The organism is Halopelagius inordinatus, assembly GCF_900113245.1.
GTDB classification, from domain to species: domain Archaea; phylum Halobacteriota; class Halobacteria; order Halobacteriales; family Haloferacaceae; genus Halopelagius; species Halopelagius inordinatus.
This window is the reverse complement of record NZ_FOOQ01000001.1, coordinates 1,103,716-1,116,839: the sequence shown is the minus strand read 5'-3', so window position 1 is coordinate 1,116,839 and position 13,124 is coordinate 1,103,716. Positions and strand designations below refer to the sequence as shown.

The window sequence follows — 13,124 nt, the reverse complement described above, 5'->3', positions numbered from 1 at the left end:
GATATTAAGTTAATTTCGTCTCGAATCACCAAGAATTGTATGGTAGGGTCTCACACTAAGCCGATAGGGCGGACAGTGGCGAAAGATGATACCACCGGTGGCGAACAACTTTGTGGCGGGCGAGGACGCCGAGACCGCGCTCTCGTACGTCTCGGAGACGAACGAACGCGGGATTCGGGGGATAGTGAACCTCCTCGGCGAGCACTACGACGCGCGAGAACCCGCAGACGAGGACGCCCGACAGTACGTCGAACTCGTCGACCGAATCGACGACCGAAACCTCGACTGTACCGTCTCGGTGAAGCCGTCTCAGATCGGACTCGGCGTCGGCGAACGCGCGTTCGAGGAGAACTTAGAGCGCATCGTCGACCACGCGACGGACCGAGACGTGTTCGTCTGGGTCGACATGGAGGACGCGGACACCACCGACGCGACACTCGACGCGTTCGAGGAGAACGCCCGCCGGTCCGACGGCAACGTCGGCCTCTGCGTGCAGGCGAACCTCAAGCGGACGGGCGACGATTTGGAACGCCTCGCCGACGTCCCGGGGAAGGTCAGACTCGTCAAGGGCGCGTACGACGAACCGAAATCCATCGCCTACAAAGACAAGTCGGTCGTAGACGAGAAGTACCGCGAGCATCTGGCGTTCATGTTCCGCGAGTTCGACGACGGCGTCGCCGTCGGAAGTCACGACCTGGCGATGGTGAACCACGCCGCGGACCTCTACCGCGAGCATCGGACCCCGTTCGAGGTGCAGATGCTGATGGGCGTCCGCGAGGACGTCCAAGACGAACTCGTCGGGAAGATACCGGTCTACCAGTACATCCCGTACGGCGACAAGTGGATGTCGTACTTCTCCCGGCGGGTTCGCGAACGGAAGGAGAACGCGCTGTTCGCGCTCCGTGCGGTGCTCTCCTGACGACCGCGCTCAGTTCGACTCGGGGTCGAGCAGTTTCGCCTCCGCCTTTCGGAGATGTTCCAAAAGCGTCGTCTTCGAGATGTCGAACTCCTCGGCCAAGTCGCGCGTGGAGATGCCGCGGGGCCACTGGTAGTAGCCTCGGTCGCGGGCGAGTTCGAACACCTCTTTCTGCGTCGACGTCAGCGTCCCGAGTCGCCGTTCGCGTTCGGGTTCGACCGTCTCCGAGGAGGCGATGCGCGCGACGGATATCTCCGCGCCGCTCTCGTCTCGGACCGCCTCGAGGTTGGCCTCTATCTCGCCGCGTTCGCCGGCGAAACACACCTTCCAGTACTCTCGTCCCCCCTCGATGCGCGAGGGCGCACTGTGGACGAATCCGTGTCTGAGCAACACCGGACAGATCATGTCGCCGGGGTCGTACTCCAAGAAGAACTCGCGGGCGACTCGGCCGGGAGCGACGCGGGCGGCGCTTCGACCGAACCGCTCTTGCAGTTCTCGGACCTCGCCGGCGCGGTCGGATTCCTCGATGGCGTCTAACAGCCGTTCGACTTCCTCGGCAGACTCCCCGTAGGCCGTGAACAGTCCGTTCACCGTCTCGCCCTCTCCGAGCGTCTCCGGCGCGGTGTAGATGGCGTGCGCGAGGATGCCGCCCGGGAGGCGGTCCGTCGCCTCGATAGCCCAGCAGTTCGGATGCCACAGATCGAGCGTCAGCCGAGTCCCTGTCGCGGTGGCCGTTCGGGCACTCATTACCCTTCCGTAGACCTCTATCACGTATATGGTTGACTATCAGCAAGACGTCGGACCGGCCCTCCCGTCCATGGACGGGATGTGGGTTATTACGGCGTCTCCTAGACACAGTCATCATGGTGAGTGACGAAGTCTACAACCACTACATAGACGGCGAGTGGACGGACGGGTCCGGAGACGAGACGTTCGAGAGCGAGAACCCCGCGACGGGCGAATCGCTCGGCGAGTTCCGCCGCGGCACAGAATCCGACGTGGACGAGGCTCTCGCGGCCGCGGAAGACGCCTTCGAGGAGTGGCGCGACCTCTCGCACATCGACCGCGCGGAGTATCTCTGGGATATCTACCACGAACTGAAAGAACGCCACGAGGAACTCGGCGAAGTCGTCACCAAAGAGTGCGGCAAGGAGATAAGCGAAGGCAAAGCCGACGTCACCGAGGCGTGGCACATGGTCGAGTGGGCCGCGGGCGACGCCCGCCACCCGAAAGGCGACGTGGTCCCCTCCGAAATCCCGGCGAAGGACGCGTACATGCGCCGGAAACCGCGCGGCGTCGTCGGCTGCATCACCCCGTGGAACTTCCCCGTCGCCATCCCGTTTTGGCACATGGCCGTCGCCCTCGTCGAGGGGAACGTCGTCGTCTGGAAACCCGCAGAACAGACGCCGTGGTGCGGTCAGATCATCGCGGAGATGTTCGAGGAGTCGGGCATTCCCGACGGCGTGTTCAACATGGTGCAGGGCTTCGGCGACGCCGGGTCCGCCGTCGTCGAGGACTCCCGCGTCGACACGGTTCTTTTCACCGGGTCGGCGGAAGTCGGCCACGAAATCGCCTCGAAAGTCGGCGGCGAACCGGGCAAACTCGCCGCCTGCGAGATGGGCGGGAAGAACAACATCGTCGTCACCGAGAAGGCGGACTTAGACGTCGCCGTCCACTCGGCCGTCATGTCGTCGTTCAAGACCACCGGACAACGCTGCGTCTCCTCGGAACGACTCGTCGTCCACGAGGACGTCTACGACGAGTTCAAACAGCGGTTCGTCGAGACGGCGCGGAACGTCTCCGTCGGCGACCCTCTCGACTCTGATACGTTCATGGGGCCCCTCATCGAGGACGGCCACAAAGAGAAGGTCACGGAGTACAACGAACTCGCCGAACGCGAGGACGTGAACGTCCTCGTCGACCGGACGGAACTCGACGACGACGAGATTCCGGCGGGGCACGAAGACGGCCACTGGGTCGGTCCGTTCGTCTACGAGGCCGACCCCCACGAGGACCTGCGGTGCACCCACGAGGAAGTGTTCGGTCCGCACGTCGCCCTCTTGAAGTACTCCGGCGACATCGAGGACGCAGTCGAGATTCACAACGACACCGACTACGGACTCGCCGGAGCCATCATCTCCGAGGACTACCGGCAGATAAACTACTTCCGCGACCACGCGGAGGTCGGACTCGCCTACGGGAACCTCCCGTGCATCGGCGCGGAGGTCCACCTCCCGTTCGGCGGCGTCAAGAAGTCCGGAAACGGCTACCCCTCGGCCCGCGAGGTCATCGAAGCGGTCACAGAGCGAACCGCGTGGACGCTCAACAACTCGAAGGACATCCAGATGGCGCAGGGTCTCTCTGCGGACATCAAGACGCAGGACGACTGAACCGGTCGCCGCCGTGCCGTTCGGACGGAGAGCAGAAACGAACTAACACCTCCGAAGACGCCGCGAGTTGGCGTCCTTATTTTCTCTCTACGTCTCCTTATTCGACGCAGATTCCCTCACGACTCCGCAACGACTGAAATTACCTCAGAGAGTATATATCAATGAGTACACAGTCGCTGTGTGGATAGACGGAAATTCATTGCATGCGTAGGTGCTGCGTCGGTAACAGGTCTTGCTGGCTGTTCCGGTTCGAGCGAACCGGACGATTCGAGTTCGGGCGACGCCGACGAATCGACGCCCGAACCTACCGAGGGATCGACATCCGAACCGACGACGGAACCGACCCCGACGGAGACGGCGACGCCTGAACCCGAGTCTGCACTGAAAATCAACGAGGACGAATTCTACGAGGAGGATTTCAGCGCTGGCGTAACCGGAATCGTCGAAAACACGACGGACGAGACGATTAGCTACGTCGCAGTCGAGGTAGCGTTCTACGACGCCGACGACGTGAAACTCGAAGACGGTCTCGACAATACCCAAGACCTGAAAGGCGGCGGGAAGTGGAAGTTCGACGCGATGTATCCCGGCGATGCAAGCGAGGTTGACCACTACGAAATTTCGGCCAGCGATAGCCCGTTCTAACTGCTCGCCGCTCGTTTTTCGCGGCCGAATACTCTCGTGTTACCGCGTCAATCGAGGAAGGGGGCGCGGTACGAGAATCGAGTGACTAAGCCGACGTTGGCGGTCGTCGCTCGAAGGAAGGACGTGTGAAAGGGTCGCGCGCCGCCACCGGATGGGGGCGGCGCGCGAGTCGGCAGTAGGCTGGCGTAGCCCTGCCGGGCGAGAGGCGAAGGGAGGTGGAAACCGCCTCCGCCGGGTCGGAGACGGCGGGTGACGCCGTGGCGTCGTCGCGTGCCGTAGTGGACCCCGTGCACTACGGCGTGGTGCGGCGGGTTGTGCCGACTCTCGACGAGAAAAGCGTCGGGCGTCGGCAATTCAGCTTAAACGACGGGTACCAATAAACCCTCCGGGCGTTTCGCGACAGACCACGGACATAACGTATCACTAAGCCCGCCGAAACCGTCCGATTTACGCCGGGCGTTCGGTCTCTCGGCGGAGTGCGGCTTCGAGGTTGTCGAGTTCTTGGTCGAGGTTGCGCTTGAAGAATCGCTCGACGCCGGGAACCCGGCCGTCGACGACGAACTCGTTCAGTAGTCTCGTGCCGCCGTCTATCTCCTCTACGGTGTGTTCGCCGGTGACCCGCATCACCTTCGATTTGCCGACGAACTTGACGTGCCGCGGCGGGTCAAACTCGACGTCTTCGGTTTCGACCGACGCGGTGGAGTTCAAGAACGGAATCGGGAGGCTGACCTCCCACGTCGCCCGGTTCGACCCCTCCGCGACCTCGTAACTCTCGACGACGCTTATGGCGTCGGCCCGCTTTCCCGGGTCGGAGATGAAATTCCAGATTCGCTCCGGCGGTGCATCGAACTCGAACGCCCGGCGAACGCGGACCGTCATGGTATCGCTGTACGGGGCGGGAGTAAAAAAGACACCCGACTAACTGGGAGTGACGCGCCACGTCGTCGACCGCGCGCGTCCCCACTTTTCGATATCGACGTCGTCTGACTTCTCTGCGAGACGCGGGAGGCGAGAGCCGACCTGTTTCGAGGAGAGACCGATCGCTTCGGCGATGTTCTTCGCCCGGAAGTATCGCTCCCCGCGGGAGACACTCTCGCGGAGGTAGGCGACGATCCGCTGTTCTTCCTCGGTGTACTCGGACATCTTCACCCCTCCTAGGGGATTTCGCGTCTTAACGGTTTCTCGTCCGACGGCCGACGTTCGACGGCGGCGGCCGCGCGAGATGCGCGACCGGGTCGGTGCGCGACCGTCACCCGTAGATGTGCGTTCCGGCGACGGCGAGACAGGCGGCGACCATCGCGGCGGCGAACCCGATGGCCGTCGTGAGTTGGTCGTCGACGGCGAGCATCACGGCGACGGCGAAAAGCGTTACCACCGAAAAGAGGACGGCGAACCCGATTCCCTTGTCAGAACTGACACCGGTTTCCATATCTCTGGCTTCGAGTCTGCCCACTTAGTTCATTCGACACGGGTTCACACGGCCGGAGAGGCCGTCACGACGGAGAACACCGAAATAAATCAGGTAGAGATACAGTCTCCATTCACCAAACGTCATATACGATAGAAGCGTCTCGACGGGAGTATGTCCGGGCACATCGCAGCGCTTTTGGTCGGGAGCAAACTCCGAACCGTCGGTGTCGTGGTACTCGCACTCGGCGTCGTCGCGGGCGGCGGCGTCGCCGTCGGAGTCCTCGGAACTCCCTCCGTCGGGGACGTAGAGAACAGATTCGGGGCGGTGAACGATTCGACGACGACCATCCACACAGACCTCGTCGTCTCGAACCCTAACCCCGTCGGCGTCTCACTCGGGGGCGTCACCGTCTCGTACGACGTGCGGATGAACGGCGTGAAGATGGCCGAAGGGTCGAAAGCGGGCGTCGCAGTCGAGTCGGGCGAATCGACGCTCTCCGCGGAGACGGAGATGCGAAACGAGCGCATCTCGACGTGGTGGCGTTCGCACGTCGAAAACGGCGAACATTCGGAGGTGTCCGTCGACGCCACGGTCCGGTCTTCGACGCTCGGACGGGCCGCCGACGCACCGAACGTCACTCGGTCCGTGGACACGGAGATGCTCGCCGCGTTCAACTCCTCGGAGACGCGCGAGGTGAACGCGAACGCTCCCGTCGTCTCGGACCCGGTGATGTACGTCAACCGAACGAACGCGTCGTGGGGCGACGTCGACGAGTCTGTCACGCCGTTGGAACTCCGATTCGTCGTCTACAACCCCAAACCGTACCCCGTCACCGTCTCGAAACTCGGCTACGACATCGCGATGAACGACGTGGCCGTCGGAAACGGGACGACGGAGTCCGAGTACGTCGTCGCGCCGAAGTCGACGAAGACCATCGAGGCGACGACGTACGTCCGAAACGAGAGACTCGACGAGTGGTGGGTGACCCACCTCGAACGAAATCAGGTCACGGACCTCCGAATCGACTTCGCCGCACAGTTCGATGTCGGCGGCGGACGAACCGTGGACGTCCCTCTCGACCCCCTGACGTACGAGGAGACCATCGAGACGGACATCTTCGGAACGAAGAACGGGACGGCCCCGACGAACGGAACCGATTCGGGCGAGTCGGAGACGACCACCCCGGCGGACGAGGAGACGGCGGAACCGCCGGAGACGACCACGGCCGCCGACTCGGGCGGACTCCTCGGCGGTGACTCGCCCGACTCGGAAGAACGCACCGCGACACCGGCGGAGACGACGGCACCGACGCCGACGGCGACGACGACGCCCGCGGAGACGGACGACCGTACGACGACGGACGACGGACTGTTCGCACTCTAAGTCGGTAGGTTCGCGGAGAACCGGGATGCGTCGATCACTCTCCGTGTTCGGCGAAATAGCGAACGAATACCGGACGCGGCCGACGCGTCACCCGATGGTGACGTGTTCGGACTCCTCGTTGAGCGCCAGGTTGGCGGCGATTTCGGCGTTCCGCATCGCGTACTGCGCCGTCTGCTGGAGACTCACGAGGACTTCGCGGACCTGGAGGAGTTCCTCGTTGTCCATCTCGGGCAGGTCTTGGAGGATGTCCCGTTCGCGGTCCTTTATCTCTCGGAACAGTTCGCGACACTCGACGGTGAGGTCGTAGTCGCGTTCGACCACCGCTTGGACGGCCTTCTCGGTTATCTCGTCCACTTGGTCCGTGAACTCGCGGATGCGCCGCATCGTCGCCGCCTCGACTTGGAGGGTGTGGCCCTCGGCGTCCATCACGATGTTCGCGATGTCTTCGGCGTTGTCGGCGGTGAGTTCGAGGTTCTTCGCCACCGACCGGTAGCCGATGAGCGGAAAGCCGGATTCGAGACCGACCGCCCGACAGAGATTCGGGTTCTGGTAGGCCGTGAAGATGAGTCGAAGCAGGAGGACGAATATCTTGTTCGCCTGTCGCTCTCGGTTGAGCGCTCTCTGTGCGAGGTCCGAGTTGCCGTGTGCGAGGGCTTTGATGGCCTCGCCGCGCATCGTACTGCCCGTGTTCTCAAGTCGTTCCAGGAGGTTATCGAGGGTGAAGTCCTCGGGGTCCACGGAACACCGAATCGCGATGCGTTCCGGCGTCTCTTCTATGACGCCGAGCCCCATCAGTTGGGTTTCGGCTTTGTACACCGCGTTGATGTGCTCTGAGTCCAGTGCGCCCTCTCCCTTCTCGATGTGGATGACACGGCGTCCGAGAACGTACTGCGCGACGATGGCCCGTTCGAGGGCGTCGGCATTCAGGGCGTCGGCCCGGATAGTCGCAGAGGAGTCTTCCTGACTCGCAGATTCCGGAAGGACCGTGAGCGTTCCTTTTCCACCCATCCGAAGCGACACCTCGTCGCCTTTCTCCACGTCGTGTTCTTTGGCCCACTCCGCCGGGAGGGTCATCGCCAGCGTCGAGGGTCCGAGTCGCTGTACCTTACGTGTCTCCATACCACACCCCTGGTGACCGACCACCTTAGTCTTCACCATATCACCCTTATATGCAGAGAGAAATATAAGGAACGATCGCCCGCGACGAACCTCTCAGACGATGCGCATCATACGCCGTTCGAATCGCCCGACTCGGACCCGGGTCCACCCCCGAAGTTCCTCGTCGAGTTCCGGGTCGTCGGTGTCGACGCGGAGTTCGCCCACGTCGTCGAGTTTCGACCGCGAGGCGACTATCTCCACGTCGCACCGGCGGACGACCGCGGGCGACAACTGGGGGTTGCCGCGGCCGAAGACGAATCCTTGTCCGCCGATGGGCGAGACGAGTATCACGTTCTCCTCGGCGAGTGCGTCGAGAATCTCCGCTTCGGTGGCGTCGAGGGAGACCACCTCCCCGTCGCGCCAGACGTCGACGCCGATGGGCGACCCCTCGAAGCCGAGTTCGGACTTCACCGCGCCGACGGTGCTTCCGGGGCCGAGGACGTACGTCTTCTCCGGACTCGCGCGGACGTCGTCTGCGACGCCCGCGGCGAGTGCGTCGACGGTGCCGCCGCCGAGTTGCTTCGACGACTGCACGTCGTCGGCGACGGGGACGACGGCGACGGCGCGGAGTTCGGGGTGGACCTCGCCCTCGCGGTAGTCGTCTTCGTCTATGTCCATCACCTCTCGCCGTTCGGTCCGTTCGAACGTCGTCGCCACGGCGGCGGCGTCCTCCGGAGAGACGGCGAACACGGAGGAGTACACTTTCACGCCCGCGGGCGCGCCGAGGATGGGAACGTCCGTACCCACCGCCTCCGCGACGTCGGCGGCCGTCCCGTCGCCGCCGACGAAGACGACGAGGTCGACCCCCGCCTCGACGAACGCCTCGGCGGCGCGGGCGGTGTCCGCGGAACTCGTCTCCGCCTCCTCCGGATAGCCGAGGACGGTCGGGTCGAGACCCGCGGCGCGGGCGTCATCCGCACCCATCGACCCGCCCCACGTGAGGATGTCGTGCGGTTCGGCGTCGTCGGCGTCGGCTAGCGCCTCGAACGCTCTGCGGGCGCGGTCCGGCGCGCGCGGGTCGGCACCGAGGGCGCGCGCCTCTTCGACTTTCCCGTCGGTCCCCTTCAGGCCGACTCGACCGCCCATCCCCGCGATAGGGTTCACCACGACGCCGATTCGCATGCTTCGATGGAACGGCGGACGGCACAAAAGCGACGCGGTGCGACGCGTCCGAAACTCGAACGTTTAAGAAGCGCCCCCGCGACCGTCAGATACGACAATGATTCCGCTTGTTACCCAGGAACCGTTCCCCATCGAGGCGACGGGTGCCGTCGTTCTCGTCGTGAGTATCCTGATAACCGTCGCTTGGCTCTGGCATCTCTACCGCTGAGTCTTCTCGCCGCCGTTCGGTTCTACGACCCGGTCCCGTAGCCACGTCGTCGCCTCGTCGAGAACGGCTTCGTCCCTCGCGGTCAGTTTCAGTCGGACCGTCTCTCCGGGGTAACTCCCGACGGTCACGTCGAACCGGTCTTGCAACTCGCGCATCCGCCCGACGAGTTCGCTCTCGGGTTCGTCGGCGACGACGGACTCCGTGTACGTCGCGTCGCCGTCGAACTCCTCGGCCACCGACTCGAACATCGCCTTCATCTCCTCGGGGACGCCCGGCAGGACGTAGATGCGCTCTACGACCGCGCCGGGGGCGACTCCCTCTTCGTTCGGGAGCATTCGCGCGCGGGCGGGGAGATGCGTCGTCCCCTCGGCTAACTCGTCTCCGCTGTAGCCGCCGTGTTCGGTCAACCACGCCACCGCATCGGGGTGTTCCTCGACGGACCGGCCGACGGCGGCGGCGACGCCCTCCATCGTCACGTCGTCGTGAGTGGGTCCGAGGCCGCCGGTGACGACGACGGCGTCGTACTCGGCTCTGTACTCGTTTACCACCCGAGCGATGTCGGCGATTCGGTCCGGAAGCGTGGTCACGCGTTCGACGGCGACGCCGCGGGCGTCGAGTTTATCGCACAACCACGTCGCGTTCGTATTCTCCGTGTCTCCCGCCAGTAGTTCGTCGCCGACGGTCACGACTGCGACTCGCATGTCCCCACTTACGCGGAGTCAGGGAAAAACTCCGTGGCCTCTCCGAGCGCGAATTAGTTGTGATCTAACAGGTAGTGAAATTTGAGATACATAGTGACAATATAAAAACATATGTTGCCGTCTGGTCCATCTGTTCGTATGTCGCGAGACAGACTCACACTCGACCGACGGTCGTTCGTCGCCGGAACAGGTGCCGCCGTGGGAACCGTGGGGTTGAGCGGTGCCGCGAGCGCACGCGGGTCAGACGCGGACGACGGAAAGAGCCACGATGACGGACACGACGACTCGCCGACGATAATCGCTCACCGCGGGTTCGCCGGGCAGTATCCCGAGAACACCGTCGGCGCTTTCGAACGCGCCGCGGCGGACGGCGCGGAGATGATAGAGGTAGACATCATGCTGACCGCCGACGAGAGGGTGGTCGTCTTCCACGACGACAAACTGAGCAGCCGAGACGGCGGCGAACGCGGCCTGACGGACATGGAGGGCAACCTCTGGGACTACACGTGGGAGGAACTGAAAGACGCCGAGGTGTTAGAGAGCGGTGAGACGATTCCGACGCTCGAACAGTCGCTGGAAGCCATCCCAGACGACGTCGGCGTCAACCTCGAGTTCAAGCATCCGGGGGAGACGGACCTCTACTTCGCGACGAAGATATCCGAGGAGACGCTCGAAGAACAGAAAGAGACGTGGCGGCCGTTGACCGAGAACGCTCTGGAAATCGCCTCCGACTACGACAACGACATCCTCGTCTCCTCGTTCTACGAGGCGGCGTTGGCCGCCGTCCGCGAGGAGGACCCGGACGTTCCCATCGCGTTCCTGTTTTGGGATTCGATCGAAGAGGGACTGGAGATAACCCGCGAGTACGACTGCGAGGCGGTCCACCCGCCGTACAACATGGTGAAGGGAACGCCCTTCTTCAACGACGAGTACTACGTCGAGGCCGACACGTTCGAGACGGACCTAGACCTCGTCGCGGAGGCCCACGACGAGGACCGGACGGTGAACACGTGGACCATCGGAACGTGGTACCAAGCCGAGAAACTCGCCGCGGCGGGCGTCGACGGCCTCATCGCCGACTACCCGAACCTCCTGTGGTCCGAGAGCGACGACGAGAGCACAGACGACTGAGAAACGAGCGACCGGACGAATCGGGTCGGCGAACCGACCCCGCTACATCCCCGGCGGCGGGCCGTCGTTACCGCCGTCGTCCCCTTCGACGCCGAGGCCCATCTCCTCGCGTTTCTCTTTCAGCGACTCTATCTGCCGCCGGTAGTGGAGGAGGCCGCCGAACCCGACGACGGCGAGGACGGCGAGGATGCCGGCGAAGATGTACAGGTCCCGTTGGAGGTAGTACTGCACTGCGACGGTGTCGGCCGTCACCTCGTTCCAGCGGAGGTGAACCTGCCCGTCGACCGTCGCCCGTTCGTCGGTCGCGGGGTTGACCGACCCGAAGACGGGGAACGACACGTCTCGGTTCGGCGGGAGCACAACCTCGTAGGACCCCTCGACGTACGTCGGGAGGGTGAACCGCTTCGGCGACCCCTCGCTCGTGAACGCGAGTTTACCGCCGCCGTTCGGGGGGGCGTCGTCCGGAAGTTGGACGGTGGTGACGCTTCGCGTCTGATTCACCGCGCCGCCGCGTTCGCGGATTTCGCTCCCGGTGATGACCGTCCCGTTCGGATACCGGTAGCGAACCGCCTCCACCGAGAGCGGGTTCTGCCCGCCGAACCCGTCGCGGCGGAACAGTTGTATCTCGCTTTGATTCATCTCGTAGACGGCGCGGAAGTCAGCGCTCTCCTGTATGGTGATGCGCGTCGTCGCGTTCGCGTCCCACTGGTACTCCGACTGCGGGTCCGAGTCGATTCGGTCCGCGGGCACGTCGCCCGTGCCGATACCGAGACACCCGGAGGTAACCGCGAGAACCGCGAGTGCGACCACGGCGAGGAGCAGTCGTCGGTTCATGCCTCGGTCAGGATATGACGCACTTCAGTTCCGCGGGGAGGTACGAACCGATGCTCGCGAGAAGTCCCGGCGGGTCCGTCCCCTCCGCACAGACGATGCTCTGTTCGAGGAGGCCGAGGCGTTCGACCGTCACGATGTCCTCTGCGTGGCCCGCGCGGTTCACCGTCGCGCGGACTTCGCCGCGGGTCGAACTGTTGACGTTCACGCGCCCGCCCGTCTCCTCGCGGGTCCAGTTGAACAGTCGGTTGCGCGCTTCGTCCGCGAGTCGCGGCGTCTCGCCGTAGACGAACTGAAGCGGTACGTGTTGGACGATGCCGAACCGGTCGCGAATCTGCGTCGCCGTCCCGGTTCCGAGGCCGAGTTCGTCGGTCGAGACGCGAACCTCGTTACCGTAGCCCGCGTCGAGGACGAACCCGTCGTCGTCCCACGATTCGAGGGTTCCGACGTGCGTCTCGCCCTCGGAGAGATGCGGCGTCACCTCGCCCCACTCGTCTGCGAGGAGGTTCCGGGCGATGGTCGCGTCGTCGCCCGTCACCGTCACCGAGACGAAGTCGTCGTCGCGGACGCCGATATCCCACTCCACGTCGAGTTCGCCGATGTCGTTTCGTACTAACGAGTCGAGACTGTCGAGTGCGCGTTCTTGGGCGTCTCCCGAGACGTAGCACTTCGTTGCGATGACGACCATCAGTTAGATTGTCTCTTTACGTCGACGTTGAGTTCGTCTCGGAGGTCCTCGATACGTCGCTCCATCGAGTCGACCATGTCGTCGTTCTCCATGGGTTCGAGCGGAGCGCCCGTCTCGGGGCACTGGAAGCCCAGTTCCATCGCCTCCGAGAACTCGAACCGGATGCCCGCGGGTTCCGAGAGGTAGAACTCGTGGGTCCGTTCGTAGTCGAGTCGCTCTTCGAGCGCTTCGAGGAGGCGGTACATCTCCTCTTCGAGGTTCTCGGGGATGTTCTCGTAGTGGAACGTCCACAGATAGGTGAGCCATCCCGAGTCCTCGTCGCGAACTCTGCGGTACGACGCGAGGTCGTTCTCGTAGAGGATGAACAGCGCCCGTCGCACGTCGTTGAGCTCGAGTCCGAGCTCTTCGGCGAGTTCCTCGTCCGTCACCTCGCCGTCCGGCGGCGCGGCGGCCACCGGCATCCCCGTCGGTCCGACAAGTTCGTGGAGGTACTTTTGGATGACAGGGTCGTTCAGCAGCTCCTCAAAAGCCATTACGTTA

15 protein-coding genes are annotated in these 13,124 nt (G+C 63.8%); 5 read left to right on the top strand and 10 right to left on the bottom strand.

What is annotated here, in order from left to right:
- Nucleotides 1–85 precede the first annotated feature (85 nt).
- Nucleotides 86–919 (top strand): proline dehydrogenase family protein, encoded by an 834-nt coding sequence (locus tag BM167_RS05800; RefSeq protein WP_092890053.1) that lies wholly within the window; start codon nucleotides 86–88, stop codon nucleotides 917–919.
- A gap of 9 nt (nucleotides 920–928) precedes the next feature.
- Here BM167_RS05800 and BM167_RS05795 read toward each other — a convergent pair whose 3' ends face one another.
- Nucleotides 929–1,663: a helix-turn-helix domain-containing protein gene (locus BM167_RS05795; protein WP_092890050.1), complete on the bottom strand. Its 735-nt coding sequence runs from the start codon at nucleotides 1,661–1,663 to the stop codon at nucleotides 929–931.
- A gap of 116 nt (nucleotides 1,664–1,779) precedes the next feature.
- Here BM167_RS05795 and BM167_RS05790 point away from each other — a divergent pair, with 116 nt between their 5' ends.
- Entirely contained in the window at nucleotides 1,780–3,306 is a 1,527-nt protein-coding gene (locus tag BM167_RS05790; RefSeq protein ID WP_092890047.1) for an aldehyde dehydrogenase family protein, read from the top strand.
- Nucleotides 3,307–3,486: 180 nt separating this feature from the next.
- Nucleotides 3,487–3,951, top strand: coding sequence for an FxLYD domain-containing protein (locus BM167_RS05785; protein ID WP_092890043.1), 465 nt, complete (start codon nucleotides 3,487–3,489; stop codon nucleotides 3,949–3,951).
- 447 nt (nucleotides 3,952–4,398) lie between these two features.
- On the opposite strand, the gene BM167_RS05780 is transcribed toward BM167_RS05785, so the two are convergent.
- The 3 genes from BM167_RS05780 to BM167_RS05770 form a co-directional block, all read right to left on the bottom strand.
- Nucleotides 4,399–4,830, bottom strand: coding sequence for an SRPBCC family protein (locus BM167_RS05780; protein WP_092890039.1), 432 nt, complete (start codon nucleotides 4,828–4,830; stop codon nucleotides 4,399–4,401).
- A 39-nt stretch (nucleotides 4,831–4,869) separates the two neighbouring features.
- Nucleotides 4,870–5,094, bottom strand: coding sequence for a DUF7123 family protein (locus tag BM167_RS05775; RefSeq protein WP_092890036.1), 225 nt, complete (start codon nucleotides 5,092–5,094; stop codon nucleotides 4,870–4,872).
- 106 nt (nucleotides 5,095–5,200) lie between these two features.
- Complete coding sequence (locus tag BM167_RS05770; protein ID WP_092890033.1) at nucleotides 5,201–5,380, bottom strand: DUF7525 family protein; 180 nt, start codon at nucleotides 5,378–5,380, stop codon at nucleotides 5,201–5,203.
- Nucleotides 5,381–5,533: 153 nt separating this feature from the next.
- On the opposite strand from BM167_RS05770, the gene BM167_RS05765 reads away from it, so the two are divergent.
- Complete coding sequence (locus tag BM167_RS05765) at nucleotides 5,534–6,745, top strand: LEA/WHy family protein (protein ID WP_092890030.1); 1,212 nt, start codon at nucleotides 5,534–5,536, stop codon at nucleotides 6,743–6,745.
- An 87-nt stretch (nucleotides 6,746–6,832) separates the two neighbouring features.
- On the opposite strand, the gene BM167_RS05760 is transcribed toward BM167_RS05765, so the two are convergent.
- The 3 genes from BM167_RS05760 to BM167_RS05750 all read right to left on the bottom strand — a co-directional run bounded on the left by BM167_RS05760 (nucleotide 6,833) and on the right by BM167_RS05750 (nucleotide 9,934).
- Nucleotides 6,833–7,864 (bottom strand): phosphate signaling complex PhoU family protein, encoded by a 1,032-nt coding sequence (locus BM167_RS05760; protein WP_092890027.1) that lies wholly within the window; start codon nucleotides 7,862–7,864, stop codon nucleotides 6,833–6,835.
- A 93-nt stretch (nucleotides 7,865–7,957) separates the two neighbouring features.
- Nucleotides 7,958–9,025 (bottom strand): ATP-NAD kinase family protein, encoded by a 1,068-nt coding sequence (locus BM167_RS05755; protein ID WP_092890024.1) that lies wholly within the window; start codon nucleotides 9,023–9,025, stop codon nucleotides 7,958–7,960.
- Nucleotides 9,026–9,223: 198 nt separating this feature from the next.
- Nucleotides 9,224–9,934 (bottom strand): competence/damage-inducible protein A, encoded by a 711-nt coding sequence (locus BM167_RS05750; protein WP_092890020.1) that lies wholly within the window; start codon nucleotides 9,932–9,934, stop codon nucleotides 9,224–9,226.
- Nucleotides 9,935–10,072: 138 nt separating this feature from the next.
- On the opposite strand from BM167_RS05750, the gene BM167_RS05745 reads away from it, so the two are divergent.
- Nucleotides 10,073–11,065 (top strand): glycerophosphodiester phosphodiesterase, encoded by a 993-nt coding sequence (locus BM167_RS05745; protein WP_092890017.1) that lies wholly within the window; start codon nucleotides 10,073–10,075, stop codon nucleotides 11,063–11,065.
- Nucleotides 11,066–11,107: 42 nt separating this feature from the next.
- Here the strand turns inward: BM167_RS05745 and BM167_RS05740 are convergent, their stop codons facing one another.
- From BM167_RS05740 to BM167_RS05730, 3 genes are read right to left on the bottom strand one after another with little or no spacing between them, the layout of a single operon-like run.
- On the bottom strand, nucleotides 11,108–11,899 hold the full coding sequence (locus tag BM167_RS05740) for a DUF5803 family protein (RefSeq protein ID WP_092890014.1): 792 nt from the start codon (nucleotides 11,897–11,899) through the stop codon (nucleotides 11,108–11,110).
- Between the two features lie 7 nt (nucleotides 11,900–11,906).
- Entirely contained in the window at nucleotides 11,907–12,584 is a 678-nt protein-coding gene (locus tag BM167_RS05735) for a DUF2110 family protein (RefSeq protein ID WP_092890011.1), read from the bottom strand.
- Nucleotides 12,584–13,117, bottom strand: a complete 534-nt coding sequence (locus BM167_RS05730; RefSeq protein ID WP_092890008.1) for a transcription factor — start codon at nucleotides 13,115–13,117, stop codon at nucleotides 12,584–12,586. Before BM167_RS05730 ends, BM167_RS05735 begins: the two co-directional genes overlap by 1 nt.
- Nucleotides 13,118–13,124 lie beyond the last annotated feature (7 nt).